This is a genomic window from Acidovorax sp. YS12 (assembly GCA_021496925.1).
GTDB lineage: Bacteria > Pseudomonadota > Gammaproteobacteria > Burkholderiales > Burkholderiaceae_C > Paenacidovorax.
This window is the reverse complement of the sequence record CP053915.1, coordinates 797,141-821,646: the sequence shown is the minus strand read 5'-3', so window position 1 is coordinate 821,646 and position 24,506 is coordinate 797,141. Positions and strand designations below refer to the sequence as shown.

Here is a 24,506-nt window from a genome sequence, read left to right as displayed (position 1 = left end):
CAAGAGCTACCGGCGCGCCGGGCACGTCCTTGCCGGACGTCGCGGCCATCCCTGCAACGAATACATCCTGACCAAAGGAGCTCCACGATGCGTCTCACCACCAAAGGCCGTTTTGCGGTCACCGCCATGATCGACCTGGCCCTGCGCCAGAACAACGGCCCCGTCACCCTGGCTGCCATCAGCCAGCGCCAGCAGATCTCGCTGTCGTACCTAGAGCAGCTCTTCGGCAAGCTGCGCCGCCATGAACTCGTGGAGTCCACGCGCGGCCCGGGCGGCGGCTACACGCTGGCCCGCAAGGCGGGCGACATCACCGTGGCCGACATCATCGTCTCGGTGGACGAACCCATCGACGCCACCCAGTGCGGCGGCAAGGAAAACTGCCTGGGCGACTCGGGCCGCTGCATGACGCACGACCTGTGGTCCGCACTGAACCAGCGCATGGTCGAGTTCCTGGATTCGGTCACGCTGCAAAAGCTCGTGGATGAGCAGCTCGCCAAGGGCGTGCAGATCGAGGACAAGCCGGTGGTGCGCCGCGCCATCTCCACCACGCCGGTGGTCAAGCCCATCCGTGTGAACGCGCCCAATTCCGTGTTCGCCCTGGGCAACGCGTTCGCCAAGTCCTGAGCGACGGGGCCCGCGTGCCCGGCCGTCCTTCCGGTGACCGTTTCGCGTTCGTACGCCAGCCAGATTCCGCTATAGAGCCAGCCATGGATATGACACCCCATTTTCCGATTTACCTTGACTACGGCGCCACCACCCCGGTTGACCCCCGGGTGGTCGATGCCATGATCCCCTGGTTGCGCGAGCACTTCGGCAATGCCGCCTCGCGCAGCCACGCCTGGGGCTGGGAAGCCGAGGAGGCCATCGAGCAGGCGCGTGGCCAGGTGGCCGACCTGATCGGCGCCGACCCGCGCGAGATCGTGTGGACCAGCGGTGCCACCGAATCCATCAACCTCGCGCTCAAGGGCGCGGCCCATTTCTACCAGGGCAAGGGCAAGCACCTCATCACGCTCAAGACCGAGCACAAGGCCGTGCTCGACACCATGCGCGAGCTGGAGCGCCAGGGCTTCGAGGTGACCTACATGGACGTCAAGGAAGACGGCCTGCTCGACCTCGACGCGTTCAAGGCCGCGATCCGCCCCGACACCATCCTGGTCAGCGTGCTGTTCGTGAACAACGAGATCGGCGTGATCCAGGACATCCCTGCCATCGGCGCCCTCTGCCGCGAGAAGGGCATCCTGTTCCACGTCGATGCCGCGCAGGCCACGGGCCGCGTCGAGATCGACATGAAGGTCCTGCCCATCGACCTGATGAGCATGACCGCGCACAAGACCTATGGCCCCAAGGGCGTGGGTGCGCTGTACGTGCGCCGCAAGCCGCGCGTGCGCCTGGAGGCGCAGATCCACGGCGGCGGCCATGAGCGCGGCATGCGTTCGGGCACGCTGCCCACGCACCAGATCGTGGGCATGGGCGAAGCCTTCCGCCTCATCAAGCTCGAAATGAACGAGGTGAACGCCAAGGCCCGCGCCCTGCAGCAGCGCCTGCTGGACGGCCTGAAGGACATCGAGCAGGTGTTCATCAACGGCAGCATGGAGCACCGCGTGCCGCAGAACCTGAACATGAGCTTCAACTTCGTCGAAGGCGAATCGCTGATCATGGGCATCAAGGGCCTGGCTGTCTCCAGCGGCTCGGCCTGCACCTCGGCCAGCCTGGAGCCCAGCTACGTGCTGCGCGCCCTGGGCCGCAGCGACGAACTGGCGCACAGCAGCCTGCGCATGACCATCGGCCGCTTCACGACCGAGGAAGAGATCGACTACGCCGTCGCCACCATCCGCGAAAACGTCGCCAAGCTGCGCGCGCTCAGCCCGCTGTGGGAGATGTACCAGGATGGCGTGGACCTCAGCACCATCCAGTGGGCAGCGCACTGACCAGAATCCAAAGGAACCGACATGGCTTACTCCGACAAAGTGATCGACCATTACGAGAACCCCCGCAACGTGGGCTCTTTTGAAAAAGGCGACGACACCGTGGGCACCGGCATGGTGGGCGCCCCGGCCTGCGGCGACGTGATGAAGCTGCAGATCAAGGTGAACCCCGACACCGGCGTGATCGAGGACGCGCGCTTCAAGACCTACGGCTGCGGCTCGGCCATCGCCTCCAGTTCGCTCGTGACCGAATGGGTCAAGGGCAAGACGCTGGACGAAGCGGCGCAGATCAAGAACAGCGCCATCGCCGAGGAACTGGCGCTGCCGCCGGTGAAGATCCACTGCTCCATCCTGGCGGAAGACGCCATCAAAGCGGCGGTGAACGACTACAAGGCCAAGCACGGCGCCGCTGCCGCCGCCGAGGCCGTGTGAGCGCCATGGCCATCACGCTGACGGAAGCTGCGGCACGGCATGTGACCCGCTACCTGGGCCGGCGCGGCAAGGGCCTGGGCGTGCGCCTGGGCGTCAAGACCACGGGCTGCTCCGGCTTGGCGTACAAGCTGGAGTACGTGGACGAGGCGGCGCCCGAGGACATCGTGTTCGAGAACCACGGGGTGAAGGTGCTGATCGATCCCAAGAGCCTGGCCTACATCGACGGCACCGAGCTGGATTTCGTGCGCGAAGGGCTGAACGAGGGCTTCAAGTTCAACAACCCCAACGAGCGCGACCGCTGCGGCTGCGGGGAGAGCTTCCGCGTCTGAACGGATGCGGGCCACGCTGCGCCCCGGCACCACCGACCGCCCGCATGCCCTGCCGGCGGTTTTTTTCTGCCGGAGCGCGGGGCAGGGCATCAAAAACGATAGCTGGCAGCGCTTGACTGGCAAGGTTTATCGCATCGAAAGATACGGAAACCCTTGCCGGACAAGCGCTAGCAGCTCACTTTTCCAGAGCATAGCTTCACCATGCAGTTGCAATCCGACGACTTCGAACTCTTCGGCGTGCCGCGCCGCTTCGCGCAGGAGCGCGCCCCGCTCGACGCGCGCTGGAAGGACCTGCAGCGCCAGGCGCACCCCGACCGCTTCGCCGCAGAGGGCGCCGCGGCCCAGCGCGTGGCCATGCAGTGGTCGGTGCGCATCAACGAGGCCTACCAGCGCCTCAAGGACCCGCTCAAGCGCGCGGCCTACCTGTGCGAGCTGCACGGCGCGCCCATCCGCGCCGAGGACAACACCGCCATGCCCACCGCCTTCCTGATGCAGCAGATGGCGTGGCGCGAGGCGCTGGAGGAGGCCGGCGGCGCGGCAGCCATCGACGCGCTCGACGACGAGGTGCAGCAGGCGCGCGCCGCCGCGCTGGCGCGCGTGGGCGCGCTGATCGACGGCCAGCAGGACTGGGCGGGCGCTGCCCAGCAGGTCAGAGCCCTCATGTTCCTTGCGCGATTTGCGCAGGATGTCGATCGCCGCCGGGAGCAACTGGGACAATAACGGGTTGCCTTTCCTTTTCACCCCTTCCGAGATTCCATGGCGCTTTTGCAGATTTCCGAGCCCGGCCAGTCCCCCGACCCGCACCAGCGGCGCATCGCGGTCGGCATTGACCTGGGCACCACGCATTCCCTGGTGGCTGCCGTGAAGAGCGGCGTGGCCGAATGCCTGCCCGATGCCCAGGGCCGCTTGCTACTGCCCTCGGTGGTGCGCTACCTGCAGGGCGGCGGCCGCCAGATCGGCCACGAGGCCGTGTTGGCCCAGGCGCAGGACGCGCGCAACACCGTGGCCTCGGCCAAACGCTTCATGGGGCGCGCGCTGGCCGACATCGCTGGCGCCGACAAGCTGCCCTACGACTTCGTGCAGGAAAGCGGGCAGGGCGGCATGGTCGGCCTCGCCACGGCGGATGGCGTGAAGTCGCCGGTGGAGGTCAGCGCCGAGATCCTGGCCACGCTGCGCCAGCGCGCCGAGGACAGCTTCGACGCCGACCTGTACGGCGCCGTCATCACCGTGCCCGCGTATTTCGACGATGCGCAGCGCCAGGCCACCAAGGACGCGGCGCGGCTCGCCGGCATCCACCTGCTGCGCCTCATCAACGAGCCCACGGCCGCCGCCATCGCCTACGGCCTGGACAACGCCGCCGAGGGCGTCTACGCGGTGTACGACCTGGGCGGCGGCACGTTCGACATCTCCATCCTGCGCCTGACGCAGGGCGTGTTCGAGGTCATCGCCACCGGCGGCGACTCGGCCCTGGGCGGCGACGACTACGACGCCGCGCTGGCCGACTGGGTGCTGCAGCGCCTGGGCCGCAGCGCCGACACCCCCACTGACAAGGCGGCCGCGCGCATGGCCGCGCGGGCCTGCAAGGAGGCGCTGACTGCTACTGAAATGGTAGCTTTCAGCGCTTGCCTGGCGGGCGATAGCGTGCAATTCGATGTATCCCGCGCGGATTTCGAGGCCGCCACGGCGGCGCTCACCCAGCGCTCGCTGGCCGCCGTGCGCCGCGCGCTGCGCGACGCCCAGCTCACCAAGGACGAAGTGCAGGGCGTGGTCATGGTCGGCGGCTCCACGCGCATGCCGCAGATCCAGCGCGCCGTGGGCGAATTCTTCGGCCGCACGCCGCTGACCAACCTGAACCCCGACGAAGTGGTGGCCCTGGGCGCTGCCATCCAGGCCAACCAGCTCGCGGGCAACCGAAGCGATGAGGGCGGGGCGGGCGACCTGCTGCTGCTCGACGTGATTCCGCTGTCGCTCGGCATCGAGACCATGGGCGGGCTGGTCGAGCGCATCGTGGCGCGCAACGAGACCATTCCCACCGCGCGCGCCCAGGACTTCACCACCTACCAGGACGGCCAGACCGCGCTGGCCATTCACGTGGTGCAGGGCGAGCGCGACCTGGTGCAGGACTGCCGCAGCCTCGCGCGCTTCGAGCTGCGCGGCATTCCGCCCATGGCGGCGGGCGCGGCGCGCATCCGCGTCACCTTCACCATCGACGCCGACGGGCTGCTGTCCGTGGGTGCCAAGGAGCTGACCAGCGGCGTGGAGGCGCACATCAACGTCAAGCCGTCCTACGGCCTGTCGGACGCACAGATCGCGCGCATGCTGCAGGAGGGCTTCGCCACCGCGCAGGACGACATGCAGGCGCGCGCCGTGGTCGAGGCCCGCGTGGACGCCCAGCGCATGCTGCTGGCCACGCAGAGCGCGCTCGACGCCGACGGCGACCTGCTGGAGGCGGGCGAGCGCACCGCCATCGACGCCCTGATGCAGGCCGTGCGCGCCGTGCTGGAGGCGCAGGACGCCGCCGCCATCGAAGCCGCCACCGAAGCCCTGGCCAAGGGCACCGAGGCGTTCGCCGCCCAGCGCATGAACCGCGGCATCCGCGACGCGCTGGCGGGCAAGAGCGTGCAATCCTTCTAACGAACCGAATTCCCCCACATGCCGACCATCAAAGTCCTGCCCCATGCCGAGTACTGCCCCGAGGGCGCGGAGATCGCCGCGCCCGCCGGCACCTCGATCTGCGAAGCACTGCTCGACAATGGCATCAAGATCGAGCATGCCTGCGACATGAGCTGCGCCTGTACCACCTGCCACGTCATCGTGCGCGAAGGGCTGGCCTCGCTCAACGAGGCCGAGGAAGAGGAAGAGGACCTGCTCGACCGCGCCTGGGGCCTGACGCCGCAGTCGCGCCTGTCGTGCCAGGCCATCGTGGCGCAGAAGGACCTGACGGTGGAGATTCCCAAGTACTCGATCAACCACGCCAAGGAAAACCACTGATGAGCGCCCGCTCCAAACAAGCTCGCGCCTCTTTGAGGGGGAGCGTATGAGCCGCCAAATCGTCTTCGATACGGAAACCACCGGCCTGTCGGCCGAAAACGGCGACCGCATCATCGAGATCGGCTGCGTGGAACTGCTGAACCGCAAGCTCACCGGCAACCACCTGCACCTGTACATCAACCCCGAGCGCGACAGCCACGAGGACGCGCTGCGCGTGCACGGGCTGACTACCGCGTTCCTGCGCGACAAGCCCAAGTTCGCCGAGGTGGCGGACCAGATCCTGGACTTCATGCAGGGCGCGGAGATCATCATCCACAACGCGGCGTTCGACGTCGGCTTCATCAACAAGGAACTGGAGCGGCTCGGGCGGCCGCCGTTCACCACCTACGTGAGCGGCATCATCGATACCCTGGCCATGGCCAAGGAAATGTTCCCGGGCAAGCGCAACTCGCTCGATGCGCTGTGCGACCGCCTGGATGTGGACAATTCCGGCCGCACGCTGCACGGCGCCTTGCTCGATGCCGAGCTGCTCGCCGACGTCTACATCAACCTCACGCGCGGGCAGGATGCGCTGCTGATGACGGATGATGCGCCAGACAGCGGCGCCCCGGGCCTGCAGGCCGCGCACATCGACCTGCGCGGCTTCCAGCTGCCGGTGCTGCGCGCCAGCGCCCAGGAGCTGGCAGCGCACGAGGACGTGCTGGCGCAGATCGACAAGGCCAGCGGCGGCAAAACAATTTGGCGCGCTTTCGAGAGCGGCGAAAAAGCTGTGCCATAATAGAAGGCTGCCGCAAACGCAATGTTTGCGGCAATGGGTGATTAGCTCAGCGGTAGAGCACTGCCTTCACACGGCAGGGGTCACATGTTCGATCCATGTATCACCCACCATCGTTTCCATGAAGTTGCCATTGCAAGGTGGCGGCTTCAGGGGTGATTAGCTCAGCGGTAGAGCACTGCCTTCACACGGCAGGGGTCACATGTTCGATCCATGTATCACCCACCAAACCAAGAGGGGCCTGGATTTTCCAGGCCCTTCTTTTTTGCTGCCTCGGCGCCTTCGTCACGCCTGGGCCGATGCGACCGCCTGGGCGCGTACGAACTGCTCGAACTGCGCCGGCGGCAGCGGGCGGCTGAAGTAGTAGCCCTGGATTTCGTCGCAGCCGCGGTAGCGCAGGCCGGCCAGCTGCTCGGCCGTCTCCACGCCTTCGGCGATGGTGGACAGGCCCAGGCTGTGCGCCATCTGCACGATGGCGGTCGCGATCGCCTGGTCGTCGGCATCGCTGCCGATGTCGCGCACGAACGACTGGTCGATCTTGAGCTTGTGGATGCGAAAGCGTTTCAGGTAGCTCAGCGACGAATAGCCCGTGCCGAAATCGTCGATCGACAGCCGGATGCCGCGCTGGTTGAGTTCCCGCATCTGCTGCGCCGCCGCTTCGGGGTTCTTCATGGCCATGGCTTCGGTCAGTTCCAGCTCCAGGCAGGAGGGCGGCACGCCCGCTTCTTCGAGCAGGCGGCCCACGAGCTCGGGCAGGTCGGGCTGGTTGAACTGCACCGCCGAGAGGTTGACGGCCACCGTGACCGGCGCCAGGCCCTGGTCCATCCAGGCGCGCAGCTGCGCCAGCACGCTGCGCAGCACCCATTCGCCGATGGCGACGATGAGCCCGTTGGCCTCGGCGATGGGTATGAATTCCCCAGGCGAGACGGCGCCCCACTGCGGCGAGTTCCAGCGCAGCAGCGCTTCGGCGCCGACGATGCGGCCGTCCGCCAGCGACATCTGCGGCTGGTACACCAGGTGCAACTCGCCGCGCTGCTGCGCCTGCTTGAGCGCGTGGCCCAGCGCCAGGATGCGCGCCGAGCGTTCCTGCATGGCGGGGGTGAAGAAGCAGTAGCTGTTGCGGCCATCCTCCTTCACGCGGTACATGGCGGTTTCCGCCTTGTGCAGCAGGGCCTCGAATGGTTCGGCGTCGGTGGGGTAGAGCGCGATGCCGATGGAGGCCGTACACGAGACCTCCTGCCCCGCCAGTTGCACCGGCTGGGACAGGGTGGCGAGCAGCTCTTCGGCCATCGCGGCTGCGGCGTGCTGGCTGCTGGCCGGCAGCAGGGCGATGAAATCGTCCCCGGCGTGGCGCGACAGGATGTCCTGGGCCTGGAGGCTGGCGCGCAGGCGGCGCGTCATCTCCAGCAGCAGCATGTCGCCCATGCTGTGGCCCAGGGAATCGTTCACGTCCTTGAAGTTGTCCAGGTCGATCCACAGCACGGCCAGGGGCTGCCGGCTGGCCGTGGCATGGCGGAAATGCTCGTGCAGCAGGCTGCGGTTGGGCAGCCCCGTGAGCTGGTCGTGCCGCGAGAGCTGCTGGATGCGCGCGGCCGTGCGCTTCTTCTCGGTGATGTCTTCCTTGTGGGCGAGATAGTGCGTGACCTGCCCCTCGTTGTCTCGCACGGGGTAGATCAGCACCGACTCGACGTACTCCTGGCCCGCCTTGTTGCGGTTGATGATCTCGCCCTGCCACGGCTTGCCCTGGGTCAGCTGGGCCCACATGGCCTGGTAGGTCGATCCCGGCGTCTTGCCCGACTGCAGGATGCGCGGGTTCTGTCCCACCGCCTCGTGCGCACCGTAGCCGCTGGTGCGGGTGAAGGCCGCGTTGACGTACTCGATGCGCGCATGCAGGTCGGTGATGACCAGCGAAATCGGGCTCTGCTCCACGACCAGGGACAGCTTGCGCAGGGTCTGCTCGGCCTCCTGCCGGTCCGTGATGTTGCGCGAGATGATGATGAAGTGCTCGTCCTCGCCCGGCTGGGCCGCCTTGCGCGCCACGGAAAGCTCGAACCAGGCCTTTTTCTCCGTTCCGAGTGCCAGCTCGATGACCTTGCCGCGTGAACTCCCCTGTTCGCGTGCCTGTGCAATGGCCGCCAGCAGGGTGTCGGCCGCCTTGGTGGGGAGGGTTTCATGCACGGTGCGCCCGTGCAGTTGCTCGGCGGGTGTGGTCAGGTCGCCGGCGCGGGCTGCATGCACTTCCAGGTAGCGGCCCTGCGCATCCATCACCAGCAGGAGATCCGGAAGTGCGTCGAGCGTTGCCGCCAGTTGCCTGCGGGAATCGTGCAGCAAGGTGTAGGGGCGCTGCACGGCCTCGACGAACACCGCGCGGTACAGGAGTGCATACGCCAGCACCTTGTAGACGTGGCCGGCGAGGTTGCAGGCGTCGGTGATACCGGCGTAGCGCGTGAAGAAGAACTCGCTCATGGCCATCGTGCAGGCCGCGGCGAACAGGCCGCTGGCATTGAAGCTGCGCGGCTGCCGCATGCGGCGCAACAAGAGTGCGGCGGCGATCAGGTTCAGGGCAATCAGCGTGTACTCGAAGCCTATCTTGAACGCCGTCAGTCCTTGGCCCGGCACGAAGGTGCGCGGCAGCACCTGCGGGTAGATGAAAAACAGCCCGTGCAGCGCCATCACGAGGGCCAGTACCGCGGACAGCACGGCCCAGGCGGGCCATGGCATGTCGCGCGTGCCCCAGGGCAGGGCGATTGCCAGCAGCGCCAAGGCGCCCAGCAGCCGTGCGCTTAACCAGAACTGGATGGCTTTCTCCGGGGAGCTTGGCGTGATGAAGTCCGGCATGCCCACGTACGAAAGCATGTGCGAAAAATCCAGCAACCCCACCCCGAGGAAGGCACAGGCCAGCAGCAGCGCGTTGTAGGGCAGCCGTTCGCGGCGCAGGCTCCACACCACGCCAAAGACCAGCGCGGTGACGGCGATGGCCAGGGTCTCCAGTGCCATGTGCAGCGGCAGGTAACCGGCAGTCCCGCCGAATGGCGTGGACAAGGGCGCCAGCAAGGCCACCAGCAGCAGGGCTGCCAGGATGAGGACCGTGCGCAGCGCGCGGCGCGCTTCGGGCTGGTGGCTGGGGTGCAGTGGCATGGGGTGCGGAGGATGGCGACCTTGCCAAATGTAGCGGCAAGCCACAGTTGGATACAAAAAACTTCGCCATCCAGTCGCCTGTATGTGCCAAGAAAGCAAAGCGTGTACGCCATGGCCCCGTCCGCTTCGATGTTTGCTATTTTTCAAGGAGCGCCTGGCGCTTGACTGTATTGCCTTTGGCGCGCTTTTCATTACATGCGGGCGTTTCCGGGCGGGGTATCCCGGCACCCTCCGGAGATGCCGCAGTGGCGCGGTAGCAGGGCAACATTACCGGCGTATGCAACCATGCCGCCGATGCACTGCTAAGATGGCATGGACGCAGCGCGACCATGCTGCATGGCGCGCATTCATTGAGTTTTCTGCTATGAAAGGCTGCTATGACTGCTTCTGTTACCGATACCGTATCCACCGCGCAGACCGAACTGGAAAAGCTGGTGAGCGACCTGCGCGGCCTGCTGGCGAACAAGGACCTCGACACCATTCCCGAAATCAAGCTGCTGCGCCAGCGCATTGACGACGGCATGTCCACGGTCCGCGATTCCGCTGTGCGCGCGGCCCAGGAGGCAGCGCGCCAGGCCAAGGAGGCGGCCCAGGCCGCCGACCGCTACGCCCACGACGAACCCTGGCGTGTGGCCAGCGCTGCGCTGGCCGTGGGGGCCCTGGTGGGCTTCCTGCTGGCACGCCGTTGAGCGGCGCTCCCCGTGCAAACCGTGGCAAAGGCGGCGCGCGCATGAACTGGCTGTCGCTGCTGGGGCTGGATGCCTTGCGTGCGCGCTGGCAGGCCGCCGTCATCGAAGGTGCCATTGCCTTCGATGACCGCGTTGCATTGGCGCGGCTGGAGTGGCGCGATCAAAAGCGCCACCTGCTGCACGCGCTGCTGCTCACGCTGGCCGTCGGAGGGCTGACGGTGGTAGCGCTGCTGCTGCTGTCGCTGGCGCTGATTGCCCAGTTCTGGGATACGCCGCAGCGCATGGCCGTGGCCTGGGGGCTGGCCATTGCGTGGCTCCTGGCCTGGGTGGCCGCGCTCGCTGCATTGCTTTCCGTGTTGCGCCAGGTGGGCCAGGGCTTCGCGTTGACCCGGCGCGAGCTGGGGCAGGACTGGCAGAGCTGCAAGGAGCGGTTGTGAGCCATTCGTTCGTACCTCCTTCCATTACGCCTACGCCTGAGCAGCAGGCGGTGCTGGAGCGCATTGCCGCCCAGCGCGAGCGCTTGCGCGCACGCCGGGCGGCCCATGAGCAGGCCGAGGCCCAGGCGGTGGCGGACACGGGTGTGCCGGCCGACATGCCCTGGCTGGCCAAGGCCGTGCTCTTCGCGCGCGAGCACCCTGGCGTGACCGCAAGCGCGGCCGCGGCTGTGGCAATGGCCGCAGGGCCACGCCGGCTGGTGCGCTGGGCCGGTGTGCTGCTGCCTTTGCTGCTGCGCAGCCGCCGCTGACGGCGGCAGGCGGCTCTGGCGCTTTCAGCGCCCGGCCATCTTCTGGATGGCCCGCGCCGCCTGTGCCACCAGGGCCGGCCCCTGGTACACCAGCCCGGTGTAGATCTGCACCACGTCGGCGCCAGCGCGTATCTTGCCCACGGCGTCTTCCGCGCTCAGGATGCCGCCGACCCCGATGATCGGGAACCCCTGGCCGAGGGCTGCGCGCAGCTGGGCAATCACGCGGTTGCTGGCCTCGTAGACCGGCGCGCCGCTGAGCCCGCCGGCTTCTTCCGCGTGGCGCAGGCCCTTGACGGCCTCGCGGCCGATGGTGGTGTTGGTGGCGATCACGCCATCCATGCCGTGGCGCTGCAGCGTGGCGGCGATCACGGCCACCTGGCCGTCCTGCAGATCCGGCGCGATCTTCACGAACACCGGAACGCGCCGTCCCTGCTGCGCGGCCAGGGTTTCGCGCCGTTCGGCGATTGCGGCAAGCAGGGCGTCAAGCGCGGCGTCGCTTTGCAGCGCGCGCAGGTTCTGCGTGTTCGGCGAGCTGATGTTCACGGTCACGTAGTCGGCATGCGGGTACACGCCATCCAGGCAGGTCAGGTAGTCCCGGGTGGCGTCCTCGATGGGTGTCGTGGCGTTCTTGCCGATGTTCAGGCCCAGCAGCATGGAATGCTGGCGCGCCGCCGTGCGAAAGCGCGCTTGCTGCACATTGCGCAGGAAGGCCTCCAGCCCGTCGTTGTTGAAGCCAAAGCGGTTGATCAGTGCCTGGCGTTCGGGCAGGCGGAACATGCGCGGCTTGGGGTTGCCTGGCTGGGGCTTGGGGGTCACGGTGCCAACCTCGACGAAGCCGAACCCCATCGCGCCCAGCGCGTCGATGCAGCGGGCGTTCTTGTCCAGGCCTGCCGCCAGGCCCACGCGGTTCGGAAAGGTCAGGCCCGCGAGCTGGATGGGGTCTTGCACGGTTTCGTTGCACCAGGCCCATTGCAGCGGCGTGCGCTGGCCGCGCGCCAGCATGTCCATGGTGAGGTCGTGCGCGGCCTCGGCATCCATACCGAAGAGAAGAGGGCGAGTGAGGGCGTAAGGAATCAGGGACATGGAGATAATTCAAAGCTTTGCCGCGATTCTCCCCCATGACGACACCTGCATCCTCTTCCTCCCTGACCCAAGACGAACTCAAGGCCCTGGTAGGCCAGGCCGCGCTGCGCTACGTGGTGCCCGGAGAGATCGTCGGCGTGGGCACGGGCTCCACGGTCAACAAGTTCATCGACGCCCTGGCCGCGATGAAAGGGCAGATCAAGGGCGCGGTGTCCAGCTCCGTGGCCAGCACCGAGCGCCTGCAGGCACTGGGGATTCCCGTGTTCGACGCCAATGCGGTGCAGAGCCTGTCGGTCTATATCGATGGCGCCGACGAGATCGACGGCCATGGCTTCATGGTCAAGGGCGGCGGCGCGGCGCTCACGCGCGAGAAGATCGTCGCGGCGCTGGCCCGGCGGTTCGTGTGCATCGTGGACGAATCGAAGCGGGTCCAAACCCTCGGGCGCTTCCCGCTGCCAGTCGAGGTGATTCCGATGGCCGCGCAGCAGATCGCACGCCGGTTCGCCGCCATGGGGGGGCAAGCCACGCTGCGCCTCAAGGACGCCCAGCCGCTCGTCACCGACAACGGCCAGCACATCCTGGATGTGCGTGGCTTGGCCATCGCCGATCCGCTGGCTTTCGAATCCGAGGTAAACCAGTGGCCTGGCGTGGTGACGGTCGGCGTGTTCGCGCACCAGAAGGCCGCGGTGTGCCTGATGGGCACGGCGCAGGGCGTGCAGACGCTGGAATACTGAGCCCTTCCACCCCGGAGAAAAAAGCGCCTGCAAGAGGCGCTTTTGTCAAAAGATGATGCCTGCGGGGTTGGCCGGTGTCCTAGCGGGTGCTGCAGGCGCTGGCTCAGGCCGCGGTGCCGCTTCCGGTGCAGGCGCCGGGGCTTTTTTCTCCACGACAGCGACCAGCGGCGCTGCCGCCGGGCGGCGGTAGCTGGCAGGCAGTTGCGACTGCTTGGGGTAGCCGGCCAGGTCGAGGTATTGCGTCCATTCTGCGTCGGAGAAGCCTTGCAATTGCTGGCCACCGATGGTGCCGAACGGCAAGCTGGTGCCGCCCGAGATGCGCTTGAAGGCTTCGACGTCTTCGCTGGTCGTGATGGTGCGTTCGCTGAACGGCACGCCCCGGCCCACGAGCAGGTTGCGGGCGCTGTTGCAGGGCTGGCAGTCGTTGCTGGTGTAGAGCGTGACCGGATAGCGCGTGGCCACTTGGCGCAGCTCGTAGGGCAGGCCCGCGTCCGCCGCGGGCGCGCCGCCGCCGCGCGTGGCGGTCGGGGCCAGTTGCGTGTCCGGGGCGCGGTCGGAGAATGTGACCTTGCCGTCCGGGCCGACGATGCGATAGACCTGCTGGGCCTGCACCGCCGTGCCGGCCAGCGCCGACGCGGCCAGCACGGCCGCCAGGGGGAAGGAGATGTGCATCATGGGGTGGACCTCTCTGCGCTGCGTTCAGCCCGCCATGCCTTGGTGGCGCAGCAGGGCATCCAGTGTAGGCTCGCGGCCCCGGAAGGCCTTGAACGATTCCATGGCCGGGCGGCTGCCGCCGGCTTCGAGGATGGCCTCGCGGTAGCGGCGGCCGGTGGCCGGGTCGGGCGTACCGTCGGGGCGCACCGTTTCCTCGAAGGCGGCATAGGCGTCGGCCGAGAGCACCTCGGCCCACTTGTAGCTGTAGTAGCCCGCCGCGTAGCCGCCCGCGAAGATGTGGCTGAAGGTGTGCGGCGTGCGGCTGAACGCGGGCGGCTGCAGCACCGCCACTTCCTCGCGCACGCGCCACAGCAGGGGCATGACGTCCTGCGCAGGGTCATGCTCGGTGTGCAGCAGCATGTCGAACAGCGCGAACTCGATCTGGCGCAGCGTGGCCAGGCCGCTTTGGAAGTTCTTGGCCGCGATCATCTTGTCGTAGAGCGCGCGCGGCAGCGGCTCGGCAGTATGAACGTGGGCCGTCATGTGCCTGAGCGTGTCCCATTCCCAGCAGAAGTTCTCCATGAACTGGCTGGGCAGTTCCACAGCGTCCCATTCCACGCCGCCGATGCCGGAAACGTCGCGCTCGCTCACCTGCGTGAGCATGTGGTGCAGGCCGTGGCCGAATTCGTGGAATAAGGTGATCACGTCGTCGTGCGTCAGCAGCGCGGGCTTGCCATCGACGCCCTCGGCGAAGTTGCACACCAGGTGCGCCACGGGCGTTTGCAGCGCGCCGGTGTCGGGGCGCAGCCAACGTGTGCGCACGTCGTCCATCCAGGCGCCGCCGCGCTTGCCGGCGCGCGCGGGCTGGTCGAGGTAGAACTGGCCCAGCAACTGGCCGCCGCGCTCGATGCGGTAGAACGCCACGGCGGGGTGCCACGCTGGGGCGGCGTCGGGGCGGATGGCGACGTCGAACAGGGTCTCGACGATCTTGAACAGGCCCGCCAGCACCTTGGGCGCGGTGAAGTACTGCTTGACCTCCTGCTCGCTGAAGGCGTAGCTCGCTTCCTTGAGCTTTTCGGAGATGTAGGGCCAGTCCCAGGCCTGTGGGCCGGTGATGCCCAGGTGCTCGGCGGCGAAGGCGCGCGCGTCCGCCACGTCGCGCTCGGCGTAGGGGCGGGCGCGGCGCGCCAGGTCGCGCAGGAAGGCGATGACCTGGGCGGGCGACTGCGCCATCTTCGGCACCAGGGACACCTCGGCGAAATTGGCATAGCCCAGCAGCCGCGCCTCTTCCTGGCGCAGTGCCAGGATTTCCTGGATCAGCGCCGTGTTGTCGAAGCGCCGGGCCTCGCCCTCGGCCTGGTCGGACGCGCGCGTCACGTAGGCGCGGTACAGGCGCTCGCGCAGCGCGGCGTGGTCGGCGAACTGCATCACTGGCAGGTAGCTTGGCATTTTCAGCGTCAGCTTGTAGCCGTCCTGGCCGTCGGCCTCGGCGGCGGCGCGCGCGGCCTGGGCCACGTCGGCGGGCAGACCGGCGATTTCGGCTGCGCTGGCGTAGTAGGCGTAGCCGTCGGTGGCGTCGAGCGCGTTTTCGCTGAACTTCTGGCTCAGCTCGGCCTGGCGCTCCTGGATCTGGGCGAAGCGCTCCTTGGCCGTGCCCTGCAGCTCGGCGCCGGAGAGCACGAAGTTGCGCACTGCGTTGTGCAGCGCCTGGCGCTGCTCGCCGTTGAGCGAGGCGGGGGCGATGGCCTTGTACTTGGCGTACAGGCGCTCGTCCGAGGACAGGCGCGTCCAGAACTCGGTGACCCGGGGCAATGCCTCGTTGTAGGCCGCGCGCAGCGCGGGCGTGTCGGCCACGCTGTTGAGGTGGCTGACGGCGCCCCAGGCACGGCCCAGCCGCTCGGTGGCCACGTCGAGTTCACGGGCGATGGCGTTCCAGTCGGCCGGAAAGTCCGGCGCGGTGACGCGCTCCAGTGCGGCGTTGGCGGCGGCCAGCAGGGCGTCCACCGCCGGGGCCACGTCGTCCGGGGCGATGCGGTCGAACAGCGGCAGGTCTTGGAAATCGAGGAGAGGGTTGCTCATGCGCAGTCAGATGGTGGCGCCAGGGAAAAGGTTCAAGGCGGCGCTGAATAAGTCGCCGCGATGGTGCGCGCCCTGGTTTGGGATGGGATGCAAGGCGTAAACCGCAGCCATAGCCATCGCTATGGCGAGGATTTGCAACGCCGCAGACCGTCTCAAAGCAGGGATGCGCGACACGCGGGGACTTGTTCAGCGTTGCCTCAAGCCGCCAGCCGCTCGGCGGCTTCGAGCGTGTTGACCAGCAGCATGGTGATGGTCATGGGGCCGACGCCGCCGGGCACGGGGGTGATGTATCCGGCCACTTGCTTCACGCCGTCGAAATCCACGTCGCCGCAGAGCTTGCCTTCGTCATTGCGGTTCATGCCCACGTCGATGACCACGGCGCCGGGCTTGCACATGTCCGCCGTGAGCACGTTGCGCTTGCCCACGGCGGCGACCACGATGTCGGCCTGGCGCGTCATGGCGGCGAGGTCGGCGGTGCCGCTGTGGGTGATGGTGACGGTGGCGTTCTGCGCCAGCAGCATCATCGCCATGGGTTTGCCCACGATGTTGCTGCGGCCGATGACCACGGCATGCTTGCCACGCAAGTCCTTCATGCCGATGGATTCGAGCATCTTCATGCAGCCGTAGGGCGTGCAGGCCTTGAAGCCGACCTCGCCCACCATCAGCGCACCGGCGCTGGCGACGTGGAAGCCGTCCACGTCCTTCAGCGGCGAGATGGCTTCGATGACCTTGTGGTCGTCGATGTGCGCGGGCAGCGGCAGTTGTACCAGGATGCCGTGAATGGCCGGGTCGTTGTTCAGCGCCTCGACGCGCGCGAGCAGTTCGGCTTCGGTCAGCGTGGCCTCGTACTTTTCCAGCACGGAGTGGAAGCCCACGTCCTCGCAGGCCTTGACCTTGTTGCGCACGTACACCTGGCTGGCCGGGTTGTCGCCCACCAGGATCACGGCAAGGCCGGGGGTGATGCCGCGGCTTTTCAGGGCGCTGGTGCGCGTGGCGACTTCGGCGCGCAGTTGGCGCGAGAGGGCGTTGCCGTCGATCAGTTGGGCGGTCATGTTTGAAAATTACCAGTCAAAAAGCACTGCAGCGCTTGCTGGGCAAGCGCTGGCAGCTATCGAAACAGAAGTTCAAGCCTTGGCAGCCGACGGCCCCAGGGCGATCTTGAGCAGGTCGGCCACGGTGTTGGCGCCGAGCTTTTCCATGATGTTGGCGCGGTGCGCTTCCACGGTCTTGATGCTGATGCCCAGGTCGTCGGCGATCTGCTTGTTCAGGCGGCCGGCGACGATGCGCTCCAGCACCTGCGACTCGCGCCCGGTGAGCTTGGACAGCAGCGCGTCGCGGTTGGCGGCCTGCTGGTGGCCTGCGAAGGCTTCGCGCGCGTGGTCGAGCATGCGCTCGACCAGGGCCAGCAGGTCGTCCTCGTTGAAGGGCTTCTGGATGAAGTCGAGCGCGCCCTTCTTCATGGTGTTCACGGCCATGGGCACGTCGCCGTGGCCGGTGATGAAGACGATGGGCAGCGGCGACTTGCGCTCCAGCAGGCGGTCCTGCAGCTCCAGGCCGGTCATGCCGCCCATGCGGATGTCGACGATCAGGCAGGCGACCTCGCGCGGGTCGTAGCGGGACAGAAAGGATTCGGCCGAATCAAAGCAGCGTACCCGGTAGTCTTTGCCTTCCAGCAGCCACTGGAGGGAGTCACGGACGGCCTCGTCGTCGTCCACTACATAAACAGTGCCTTTTTTCGGAATCAAACTCATGCGCCAGTCCTAGGGTTTCGTTGCTTCTGCTACGGTATTTATAGTGGCGTCCGCAGGCTGATCCAGCGGTAGCCAGAAGGAGAATCGGCAACCGACGACCTCCGATCCATTGTAGAGGTTCTCCGCGCGCATGCGCCCCTGGTGGGATTCGACGATGCTGCGGCACAGGTTCAGGCCCATGCCCATGCCCTCGCTCTTGGTCGAGAAGAAGGCCTCGAACAGGCGCTCCAGCACCTCCGGGGCCAGGCCGCGGCCCGTGTCCTGCACGGTGAACTCGATCACCGGCCGGTCCTCGATCTGCTTGGGCACCACGCGCAATTCCACACTGCGGTCAGGGGCGGGGCGCCGCGCCTGCGCGATGGACTCGGCGCCGTTTTTCATCAGGTTGACCAGCACCTGCTCGATCAGGATGGTGTCGGCCATCACGGGCGGCAGGCGCGCGGCCACGTAGTGGCGCAGGCGCACGTTGTGGCGGCGCAGCTCGATGTCGGCCAGTTCCACGGCTTCGTTGACCATGCTGGCCACGTCGGAGCGCTGGCGGTTGGGCTCGCTGCGCTTCACGAAGGCGCGGATGCGCTGGATGATCTGCCCAGCGCGCAGGGCCTGGTGGCTGGTCTTCTGCAGCGCGGTGAGCAGCGCTTCCTGCGTCAACTGCCCGCTCTCGGCGCGCGAGATCATGCCGTTGCAGTAGTTGCTGATGGCGGTGAGCGGCTGGTTCAGCTCGTGCGCTACGCTGGATGCCATCTCGCCCATGGTGATGAGGCGGCTCACCGACTGCGCGCGCTCGGCATGGCGCGCAGACTGTTCCTCGGCCAGGCGCCGCGGCGTGATGTCTGTGGCGATGACCATCTGCGCCAGGCGCCCGTCCACCCAGCTCAGGTAGCGCGAACGCACTTCGAGCCACTTGTTCAGCTCGGGCAGGTAGATCTCGGCGTTTTCGGCGTTGGCGCTGGTCAGGCTGTCCGTGGGCAGGCCCATCAGGCCGTCCTCGTCCTCGCCGCCGTCGCCGCTGCTGCCGGGCAGCACGCCGGCCTGGGCCACGAGCTGCAGGTGGCCGCCCGTGTGCGAGCCGAACCACTGGCGGTACAGCTTGTTGGCGAACAGCAGCTCCTGGCTGCCCAGGGGGGCGACGGACACCGAGGCGTCGAGGGCTTCCAGCACGATGGTGAAGCGCTCGTGCGAAGCCGAGAGCTGTTCGCGGATGCGGTTGGGTTCGGTGATGTCGGTCATCGAGGTCATCCAGCCCGTCTGCTGGCCATGCGCGTCGATCAGCGGCGAGACGTACAGGCGCGCGTCGAACAGCGCGCCGTTGCGCTTGCGCACGCGCACCTGGAAGCCGCCTGGAATGGTCTTGCCCGACAGCTCCTCGCGCAGCTTCGCATGCAGGTTCTCGTGGTCCGACTCGGGCCAGTAGGAGTAGGGCGGCAGTTGCCCCACCAGCTCGGCTTCGCTCCAGCCGGTCATCTGGCAGAAGGCGGCGTTCACGTAGGTGATGCGCCCCTGCAGGTCGAGCGCGCGCATGCCGGTGAGGATGGAGTTCTCCATGGCGCGGCGGAAGTTGGTCTCGGCGATCAGCGCCTCCTGCGTGCGCATGCGCCGGCGCGTGTGGCGCCAGGTGGCGATCAGCAGCCAGGAGGTCATCGCGCTCAGGGTGCCCACGAGCCAGAACAGGCCGCTGCCCACCACGCCCAGCGACGTGCGGTAGGCCTGCGCGCGCAGCACCAGGCTGTTGCCCACGGGCGAAACCGAGACATCGTAGGCGTTGGTGCGCGTGCGCCAGGGCGCCCACCACTGGGCCGGGCCGTCCTGCGTCAGTGGCGTGCCGGCCAGCACCTGGCGGTGGGCGTCGAGCAGCGTCAGGGCGTAGCGTGCCAGCACCTCCGTGGGCGTGCCGTAGCGCAGCAGGCTGTCGATCGAGTATTCGGCCATGAGCACGCCGCTGAAGCGGCCCCGGGCCGCCAGCGGCACCTGCAACTGCAGCAGCGGCGCGGGCTCGCCCGGCGCCGCCACGGGCTGGGAATACACCGGCTGCTGCAGCTGGCGCACCAGGCCGAAGATTTCGGCCGCCTCGCCGTTGCGCAGCACCTCGCCGGCCATGCGCAGCTGGCTGCTGGCCACGGTGGGCGCGGCCTGGCTGGCGCGGATGCGCCGCTGTTCGTCCACCCAGGTGATGGCCTGCAGCTCGGGATACTGGCTGATCAGGTCCTCGGTGCGGTTGGCGAATTCGTTGCGGTCAAGGTCGCGGTTGGACAGGTCGCGCGCCACGCGCATGAGCTGCTCCTGGCGCTCCAGCAGGCGCAGGCGCACGCGCTGCTGGGCGTATTCCACGTCGCGCCGCAGGGCTTCCTGCTCGCGGTCCAGTTCTTCCATGCGCAGGTACCAGAACGCCGTGAGGATGGCGGCCAGGAACATGAGCACGGCCGCCAGCGGCGCCAGGGCGGCGAAGCGGTCCTGGCGCACGGGCGGGAGGCTGCGCCACCAGCGCAGCCACAGGCTGCGCGAGGCGGGCGCGGGCTCGGCTTCCAAGGGGGTGGGTTGCATGGCACAAGTGTAGGGGAGCGCCATGCCACGCCCTGGCTGGATTTGTGCAGTTGCAGCAAAATTCCATAATATGAAATCAAATGGCGTAATTTGAAATTTCAAAAATCTGTGCGAAACTCGCATGCAAGTTTTCCCGCTGGTGCGCGCGTGCGCCCTCGGGCTAACCTGACCTGATGCCAACCCATCCCCACCCCTAGGAGACAAGACATGGCGGTACAACCCGACCCACAGGCCGGCAACGGCATGAGCGCATACGACCAGGACCTGCAGGAAACCCGCGAGTGGATGGACGCGCTGTCCGCCGTCATCGAGAAGGAAGGCCCGGAGCGCGCGCACTTCCTGCTGGAGCAACTGCTGGAGCACGCGCGCCAGAACAGCATCGACCTGCCGTTCTCGGCCAACACGGGCTACGTGAACACCATCGAGCCGACGCAGGAAGCCCGCTGCCCCGGCAACATCCAGATCGAGAAGCGCCTGCGCGCCTACATGCGCTGGAACGCCATGGCCATGGTGGTGCGCGCCAACCGCCTGAACCCCGCCGACGGCGGCGACCTGGGCGGCCACATCGGCTCCTTCGCCTCGGTGGCCAGCATGTTCGGCGCCGGCTTCAACCACTTCTGGCACGCCGAGAGCGAGAACCACGGCGGTGATCTGCTCTACATCCAGGGCCACAGCGCGCCCGGCATCTATGCCCGCGCCTTCCTCGAAGGGCGCCTGACCGCGGAGCAGCTCGACAACTTCCGCCAGGAAGTGGACGGCAAGGGCCTTTCCAGCTACCCGCACCCCAAGCTGATGCCCGAGTTCTGGCAGTTCCCCACCGTCAGCATGGGCCTGGGCCCGCTGATGGCGATCTACCAGGCGCGCTTCCTGAAATACCTGCACGCGCGCGGCATTGCCAATACGGAGAACCGCAAGGTCTGGGTGTTCTGCGGCGATGGCGAGATGGACGAGCCCGAATCGCTCGGCGCCATCGGCCTGGCGGCGCGCGAGAACCTGGACAACCTGGTCTTCGTCATCAACTGCAACCTGCAGCGCCTGGACGGCCCGGTGCGCGGCAACGGCAAGATCGTGCAGGAGCTCGAAGGCGAGTTCCGTGGCAGCGGCTGGAACGTCATCAAGCTGCTGTGGGGCTACGGCTGGGATGAACTGCTGGCGCGCGACAAGAGCGGCAAGCTCAAGCAACTGATGATGGAAACGCTGGACGGCGACTACCAGGCCATGAAGGCCAACGACGGCGCCTACGTGCGCAAGCACTTCTTCGGCAAGTACCCCGAGACGCTCAAGCTGGTGGAGCACATGACCGACGAGGAGGTGTTCGAGCTGCGCCGCGGCGGCCACGAGCCCGCCAAGGTGTACGCCGCCTTCCACGCCGCCAACGCGCACAAGGGCCAGCCCTCGGTGCTGCTGGTCAAGACCGTGAAGGGCTACGGCATGGGCAAGGCCGGCGAGGGCAAGAACACCGTGCACCAGACCAAGAAGCTCGCGGACGAAGACATCAAGTACATCCGCGACCGCTTCAACATCCCGATCCCCGACAGCGAGCTGCCCCACATCCCGTATTACAAGCCGGCCGACGACACGCCGGAGATGAAGTACCTGCACGAGCGCCGCCAGGCCCTGGGCGGCTACCTGCCGCACCGCCGCACGCACGCCGACGAAAGCTTCACCGTGCCGGCGCTCGACACCTTCAAGGCCGTGCTGGAGCCTACCGCCGAGGGGCGCGAGATCTCCACCACCCAGGCCTACGTGCGCTTCCTCACGCAGTTGCTGCGCGACAAGGCCCTGGGCCCGCGCGTGGTGCCCATCCTGGTGGACGAAGCGCGCACTTTCGGCATGGAAGGGCTGTTCCGCCAGATCGGCATCTACAACCCCAAGGGCCAACTCTACACCCCGGTCGACAAGGACCAGGTGATGTACTACAAGGAAGACAAGGCCGGCCAGATCCTGCAGGAAGGCATCAACGAGGCGGGCGGCATGTGCTCGTGGATCGCGGCGGCCACGTCGTATTCGACGAACAACCGCATCATGATCCCGTTCTTCGTGTACTACTCGATGTTCGGCTTCCAGCGCATCGGCGACCTGGCCTGGGCGGCCGGCGACATGCAGGCGCGCGGCTTCCTGCTGGGCGGCACGTCGGGGCGCACCACGCTCAACGGCGAGGGCCTGCAGCACGAGGACGGCCACAGCCACATCCTGGCCGGCACCGTCCCCAACTGCGTGAGCTACGACCCGACCTTCGCGCACGAGGTGGCGGTGATCATGCACCATGGCCTCAAGCGCATGGTGGAGCGCCAGGAGAACGTCTTCTACTACATCACCCTGCTGAACGAGAACTACGCCATGCCCGGCCTCACGCCCGGCACCGAGGAGCAGATCATCAAGGGCATGTACCTGTGCAAGCCCGGCGCCGAAGGTGACAAGCGCGTGCAGTTGCTGGGCTCCGGCACCATCCTGCGCGAGAGCCTGGAGGCGCAGAAACTGCTGGCCGCCGACTGGGGCGTGCAGGCCGACGTGTGGAGCTGCCCGAGCTTCAACGAGCTGACCCGCGATGGCCAGGACGCCGAGCGCTGGAACCTGCTGCACCCGATGGAGGCGCCGCGCGTGCCCTTCGTGGCGCAGCAGCTCGGCCAGCGCAGTGGCCCGGTGGTGGCATCGACCGACTACATGAAGAACTACGCCGAGCAGATCCGCGCCTTCATCCCCCCCCATCAGGACGGTTCAAGCCGCGCCTACAAGGTGCTGGGCACCGACGGCTTCGGGCGCAGCGACTTCCGCAGCAAGCTGCGCGAGCACTTCGAGATCAACCGCCACTACATCGCCGTGGCCGCGCTCAAGGCCCTGGCCGAAGAGGGTACGCTGCCCCTGGCGAAGGTGGCAGAGGCCATCCAGAAGTACGGCATCCACACCGAGAAGAGCAACCCCCTGCACGCCTGAAGACCCGGGAGACACAGTCATGGCATTGGTAAACATCCAGGTTCCCGACATCGGCGACTTCGACGAAGTCGGCGTGATCGAACTGCTGGTCAAGGCAGGCGACCGCGTGGCGGCCGAACAGTCGCTCATCACGGTCGAGTCCGACAAGGCGTCGATGGAAATCCCGTCGAGTCACGCCGGCGTGGTCAAGGAGATCACGGTCCAGCTCGGCGACAAGGTCAGGCAGGGCAGCGTGATCGCTGTGCTGGAGGCGGCCGAGGCGGCCGCAACGGCTGCCGTGGCTTCCGAGCCCAAAACGGCTCCAGCGCCCGCCACGCCTGCGGCGGCAGCTATCGAAACGCAAGCGCCTGCGGCCGCACCCGCAGCCAGCGCCACCATCGAGGTGCGCGTGCCCGACATCGGCGACTTCAAGGACGTCGCCGTGATCGAGCTGCTGGTCAAGGTGGGCGACACCATCAAGGTCGAGCAGTCCCTGTTCACCGTCGAGTCCGACAAGGCCTCCATGGAGATCCCGTCGCCCGCCGCCGGCGTGCTCAAGGAACTCAAGGTCAAGATCGGCGACACAGTGAACATCGGTGACCTGGTGGCTGTGCTCGAAGGCGCTGCAGGCGCTTCCGCGCCGGCTGCGACTGCCGCCGCGCCTGCAGCTCAGCCCGCCGCTGCGCCGGCACCCGCACCCGCACCCGCAGCAGCGGCTCCCGCCTCAGCCGCCGCCGCTGTGCCCGCCCACCAGCCCGGCACGCCCACGGCAGGCCTGCCGCACGCCAGCCCCTCGGTGCGCAAGTTTGCGCGCGAGCTGGGCGTGCCGCTGGCCGAGGTCAAGGGCACCGGCCCCAAGGGCCGCATCACCCAGGACGACGTGCAGGGCTTCACCCGCGCCGTGATGGCCGGAGCCCTGCAAACCCAGGCCCAGGCCGCCAAGGCCCCCGCAGCGGGTTCTGGCGGCGGATCGGGCGCGGGCCTGGACTTGCTGCCCTGGCCCAAGGTGGACTTCAGCAAGTTCGGCACCGTGGAGCGCAAGGACCTCAGCCGCATCAAGAAGATCAGCGGCGCCAACCTGCACCGCAACTGGGTGATGATCCCCCACGTCACCAACAACGACGAGGCCGACATCACCGACCTGGAAGCCTTCCGTGTCTCCACCAACAAGGAGAACGAGAAGTCGGGCGTGAAGGTGACCATGCTCGCCTTCGTGATCAAGGCCGTGGTGGCCGCGCTCAAGAAGTTCCCCGAGTTCAACACCAGCCTGGACGGCGACACGCTCGTCTACAAGCAGTACTACCACATCGGCTTCGCAGCCGACACGCCCAACGGCCTGGTGGTGCCGGTGCTGAAAGACGCCGACAAGAAGGGCATCATCCAGATCAGCCAGGAGATGGGCGACCTCGCCAAGAAGGCGCGCGACGGCAAGCTCGGCGCGGCCGACATGCAGGGCGGCTGCATGTCCATCTCGTCGTTGGGCGGTATCGGCGGCACGCATTTCACGCCCATCATCAACGCACCCGAGGTGGCGATCCTTGGCCTGTCCAAGGGCCAGATGAAGCCCGTGTGGGACGGCAAGCAGTTCGTGCCGCGTTTGACGCTGCCGCTCTCGCTGAGCTACGACCACCGCGTGATCGATGGCGCTGCGGCAGCCCGCTTCAACGCCTTCCTGGGCCAAGTGCTGGCGGACTACCGCCGCATCCTGCTGTGAAAGGATGACTGAC

The 24,506-nt window shown here is 67.3% G+C and carries 21 protein-coding genes and 2 tRNA genes; 16 read left to right on the top strand and 7 right to left on the bottom strand.

Features of this window, described 5'->3' with window-relative positions; genetic code table 11:
* The first annotated feature begins 87 nt into the window (after nucleotides 1–87).
* From iscR to YS110_03835, 10 genes are all read left to right on the top strand, one after another.
* Nucleotides 88–624: a Fe-S cluster assembly transcriptional regulator IscR gene (gene iscR / locus YS110_03880; protein ID UJB63967.1), complete on the top strand. Its 537-nt coding sequence runs from the start codon at nucleotides 88–90 to the stop codon at nucleotides 622–624.
* 83 nt (nucleotides 625–707) lie between these two features.
* Nucleotides 708–1,928, top strand: coding sequence for an IscS subfamily cysteine desulfurase (locus tag YS110_03875; GenBank protein ID UJB63966.1), 1,221 nt, complete (start codon nucleotides 708–710; stop codon nucleotides 1,926–1,928).
* A 21-nt stretch (nucleotides 1,929–1,949) separates the two neighbouring features.
* Nucleotides 1,950–2,357 (top strand): Fe-S cluster assembly scaffold IscU, encoded by a 408-nt coding sequence (gene iscU / locus YS110_03870; GenBank protein ID UJB63965.1) that lies wholly within the window; start codon nucleotides 1,950–1,952, stop codon nucleotides 2,355–2,357.
* 5 nt (nucleotides 2,358–2,362) lie between these two features.
* The gene (gene iscA, locus YS110_03865) at nucleotides 2,363–2,686 is read left to right on the top strand and encodes an iron-sulfur cluster assembly protein IscA (GenBank protein ID UJB63964.1); all 324 of its coding nucleotides are present in this window, start codon (nucleotides 2,363–2,365) and stop codon (nucleotides 2,684–2,686) included.
* Between the two features lie 201 nt (nucleotides 2,687–2,887).
* Nucleotides 2,888–3,406, top strand: coding sequence for a Fe-S protein assembly co-chaperone HscB (hscB, locus tag YS110_03860; protein UJB63963.1), 519 nt, complete (start codon nucleotides 2,888–2,890; stop codon nucleotides 3,404–3,406).
* A 36-nt stretch (nucleotides 3,407–3,442) separates the two neighbouring features.
* Nucleotides 3,443–5,320, top strand: a complete 1,878-nt coding sequence (gene hscA, locus YS110_03855) for a Fe-S protein assembly chaperone HscA (GenBank protein ID UJB63962.1) — start codon at nucleotides 3,443–3,445, stop codon at nucleotides 5,318–5,320.
* 18 nt (nucleotides 5,321–5,338) lie between these two features.
* Nucleotides 5,339–5,677 (top strand): ISC system 2Fe-2S type ferredoxin, encoded by a 339-nt coding sequence (gene fdx / locus YS110_03850; protein ID UJB63961.1) that lies wholly within the window; start codon nucleotides 5,339–5,341, stop codon nucleotides 5,675–5,677.
* 46 nt (nucleotides 5,678–5,723) lie between these two features.
* Complete coding sequence (dnaQ, locus tag YS110_03845) at nucleotides 5,724–6,455, top strand: DNA polymerase III subunit epsilon (protein UJB63960.1); 732 nt, start codon at nucleotides 5,724–5,726, stop codon at nucleotides 6,453–6,455.
* 35 nt (nucleotides 6,456–6,490) lie between these two features.
* Nucleotides 6,491–6,565: transfer RNA gene (locus YS110_03840), tRNA-Val, on the top strand.
* Nucleotides 6,566–6,605: 40 nt separating this feature from the next.
* Nucleotides 6,606–6,680 (top strand) — tRNA-Val (locus YS110_03835).
* A 57-nt stretch (nucleotides 6,681–6,737) separates the two neighbouring features.
* Here YS110_03835 and YS110_03830 read toward each other — a convergent pair.
* Complete coding sequence (locus YS110_03830; GenBank protein ID UJB63959.1) at nucleotides 6,738–9,590, bottom strand: EAL domain-containing protein; 2,853 nt, start codon at nucleotides 9,588–9,590, stop codon at nucleotides 6,738–6,740.
* 377 nt (nucleotides 9,591–9,967) lie between these two features.
* Here YS110_03830 and YS110_03825 point away from each other — a divergent pair, with 377 nt between their 5' ends.
* Genes YS110_03825 through YS110_03815 form a run of 3 tightly spaced genes read left to right on the top strand, consistent with a single transcriptional unit; the run spans nucleotide 9,968 to nucleotide 11,024 of the window.
* Nucleotides 9,968–10,279 (top strand): DUF883 domain-containing protein, encoded by a 312-nt coding sequence (locus YS110_03825; protein UJB63958.1) that lies wholly within the window; start codon nucleotides 9,968–9,970, stop codon nucleotides 10,277–10,279.
* A gap of 41 nt (nucleotides 10,280–10,320) precedes the next feature.
* The gene (locus YS110_03820) at nucleotides 10,321–10,716 is read left to right on the top strand and encodes a phage holin family protein (protein UJB63957.1); all 396 of its coding nucleotides are present in this window, start codon (nucleotides 10,321–10,323) and stop codon (nucleotides 10,714–10,716) included.
* Nucleotides 10,713–11,024 carry a hypothetical protein gene (locus tag YS110_03815; protein ID UJB63956.1) on the top strand — a complete coding sequence of 104 codons (312 nt, stop codon included), beginning with the start codon at nucleotides 10,713–10,715 and terminating at the stop codon, nucleotides 11,022–11,024. Before YS110_03820 ends, YS110_03815 begins: the two co-directional genes overlap by 4 nt.
* A gap of 24 nt (nucleotides 11,025–11,048) precedes the next feature.
* Here the strand turns inward: YS110_03815 and YS110_03810 are convergent, their stop codons facing one another.
* Nucleotides 11,049–12,107 carry a quinone-dependent dihydroorotate dehydrogenase gene (locus tag YS110_03810; protein ID UJB63955.1) on the bottom strand — a complete coding sequence of 353 codons (1,059 nt, stop codon included), beginning with the start codon at nucleotides 12,105–12,107 and terminating at the stop codon, nucleotides 11,049–11,051.
* A 35-nt stretch (nucleotides 12,108–12,142) separates the two neighbouring features.
* Here YS110_03810 and rpiA point away from each other — a divergent pair, with 35 nt between their 5' ends.
* Nucleotides 12,143–12,841, top strand: coding sequence for a ribose-5-phosphate isomerase RpiA (gene rpiA, locus YS110_03805; GenBank protein ID UJB63954.1), 699 nt, complete (start codon nucleotides 12,143–12,145; stop codon nucleotides 12,839–12,841).
* 45 nt (nucleotides 12,842–12,886) lie between these two features.
* Here rpiA and YS110_03800 read toward each other — a convergent pair whose 3' ends face one another.
* The 5 genes from YS110_03800 to YS110_03780 form a co-directional block, all read right to left on the bottom strand.
* Nucleotides 12,887–13,513: a glutaredoxin family protein gene (locus YS110_03800; protein ID UJB67335.1), complete on the bottom strand. Its 627-nt coding sequence runs from the start codon at nucleotides 13,511–13,513 to the stop codon at nucleotides 12,887–12,889.
* A gap of 27 nt (nucleotides 13,514–13,540) precedes the next feature.
* Entirely contained in the window at nucleotides 13,541–15,574 is a 2,034-nt protein-coding gene (locus YS110_03795) for a M3 family metallopeptidase (GenBank protein ID UJB63953.1), read from the bottom strand.
* A 197-nt stretch (nucleotides 15,575–15,771) separates the two neighbouring features.
* Nucleotides 15,772–16,626, bottom strand: coding sequence for a bifunctional methylenetetrahydrofolate dehydrogenase/methenyltetrahydrofolate cyclohydrolase FolD (gene folD, locus YS110_03790; protein ID UJB63952.1), 855 nt, complete (start codon nucleotides 16,624–16,626; stop codon nucleotides 15,772–15,774).
* Between the two features lie 72 nt (nucleotides 16,627–16,698).
* The gene (locus YS110_03785; protein UJB63951.1) at nucleotides 16,699–17,325 is read right to left on the bottom strand and encodes a response regulator transcription factor; all 627 of its coding nucleotides are present in this window, start codon (nucleotides 17,323–17,325) and stop codon (nucleotides 16,699–16,701) included.
* A gap of 9 nt (nucleotides 17,326–17,334) precedes the next feature.
* Nucleotides 17,335–19,866, bottom strand: a complete 2,532-nt coding sequence (locus YS110_03780; protein ID UJB63950.1) for a PAS domain S-box protein — start codon at nucleotides 19,864–19,866, stop codon at nucleotides 17,335–17,337.
* A gap of 207 nt (nucleotides 19,867–20,073) precedes the next feature.
* On the opposite strand from YS110_03780, the gene aceE reads away from it, so the two are divergent.
* Entirely contained in the window at nucleotides 20,074–22,800 is a 2,727-nt protein-coding gene (gene aceE, locus YS110_03775; protein ID UJB63949.1) for a pyruvate dehydrogenase (acetyl-transferring), homodimeric type, read from the top strand.
* Between the two features lie 19 nt (nucleotides 22,801–22,819).
* Complete coding sequence (gene aceF / locus YS110_03770) at nucleotides 22,820–24,493, top strand: dihydrolipoyllysine-residue acetyltransferase (GenBank protein ID UJB63948.1); 1,674 nt, start codon at nucleotides 22,820–22,822, stop codon at nucleotides 24,491–24,493.
* Nucleotides 24,494–24,506 lie beyond the last annotated feature (13 nt).

What these genes read in the sequence shown, in the direction of transcription:
- iscR (UJB63967.1), top strand. Translation starts at nt 88, where the DNA reads ATGCGTCTCACCACCAAAGGCCGTTTTGCGGTCACCGCCATGATCGAC.
- YS110_03875 (UJB63966.1), top strand. Translation starts at nt 708, where the DNA reads ATGGATATGACACCCCATTTTCCGATTTACCTTGACTACGGCGCCACC.
- iscU (UJB63965.1), top strand. Translation starts at nt 1,950, where the DNA reads ATGGCTTACTCCGACAAAGTGATCGACCATTACGAGAACCCCCGCAAC.
- iscA (UJB63964.1), top strand. Translation starts at nt 2,363, where the DNA reads ATGGCCATCACGCTGACGGAAGCTGCGGCACGGCATGTGACCCGCTAC.
- hscB (UJB63963.1), top strand. Translation starts at nt 2,888, where the DNA reads ATGCAGTTGCAATCCGACGACTTCGAACTCTTCGGCGTGCCGCGCCGC.
- hscA (UJB63962.1), top strand. Translation starts at nt 3,443, where the DNA reads ATGGCGCTTTTGCAGATTTCCGAGCCCGGCCAGTCCCCCGACCCGCAC.
- fdx (UJB63961.1), top strand. Translation starts at nt 5,339, where the DNA reads ATGCCGACCATCAAAGTCCTGCCCCATGCCGAGTACTGCCCCGAGGGC.
- dnaQ (UJB63960.1), top strand. Translation starts at nt 5,724, where the DNA reads ATGAGCCGCCAAATCGTCTTCGATACGGAAACCACCGGCCTGTCGGCC.
- YS110_03830 (UJB63959.1), bottom strand. Translation starts at nt 9,590, where the DNA reads ATGCCACTGCACCCCAGCCACCAGCCCGAAGCGCGCCGCGCGCTGCGC.
- YS110_03825 (UJB63958.1), top strand. Translation starts at nt 9,968, where the DNA reads ATGACTGCTTCTGTTACCGATACCGTATCCACCGCGCAGACCGAACTG.
- YS110_03820 (UJB63957.1), top strand. Translation starts at nt 10,321, where the DNA reads ATGAACTGGCTGTCGCTGCTGGGGCTGGATGCCTTGCGTGCGCGCTGG.
- YS110_03810 (UJB63955.1), bottom strand. Translation starts at nt 12,107, where the DNA reads ATGTCCCTGATTCCTTACGCCCTCACTCGCCCTCTTCTCTTCGGTATG.
- rpiA (UJB63954.1), top strand. Translation starts at nt 12,143, where the DNA reads ATGACGACACCTGCATCCTCTTCCTCCCTGACCCAAGACGAACTCAAG.
- YS110_03800 (UJB67335.1), bottom strand. Translation starts at nt 13,513, where the DNA reads ATGCACATCTCCTTCCCCCTGGCGGCCGTGCTGGCCGCGTCGGCGCTG.
- YS110_03795 (UJB63953.1), bottom strand. Translation starts at nt 15,574, where the DNA reads ATGAGCAACCCTCTCCTCGATTTCCAAGACCTGCCGCTGTTCGACCGC.
- folD (UJB63952.1), bottom strand. Translation starts at nt 16,626, where the DNA reads ATGACCGCCCAACTGATCGACGGCAACGCCCTCTCGCGCCAACTGCGC.
- YS110_03785 (UJB63951.1), bottom strand. Translation starts at nt 17,325, where the DNA reads ATGAGTTTGATTCCGAAAAAAGGCACTGTTTATGTAGTGGACGACGAC.
- YS110_03780 (UJB63950.1), bottom strand. Translation starts at nt 19,866, where the DNA reads ATGCAACCCACCCCCTTGGAAGCCGAGCCCGCGCCCGCCTCGCGCAGC.
- aceE (UJB63949.1), top strand. Translation starts at nt 20,074, where the DNA reads ATGGCGGTACAACCCGACCCACAGGCCGGCAACGGCATGAGCGCATAC.
- aceF (UJB63948.1), top strand. Translation starts at nt 22,820, where the DNA reads ATGGCATTGGTAAACATCCAGGTTCCCGACATCGGCGACTTCGACGAA.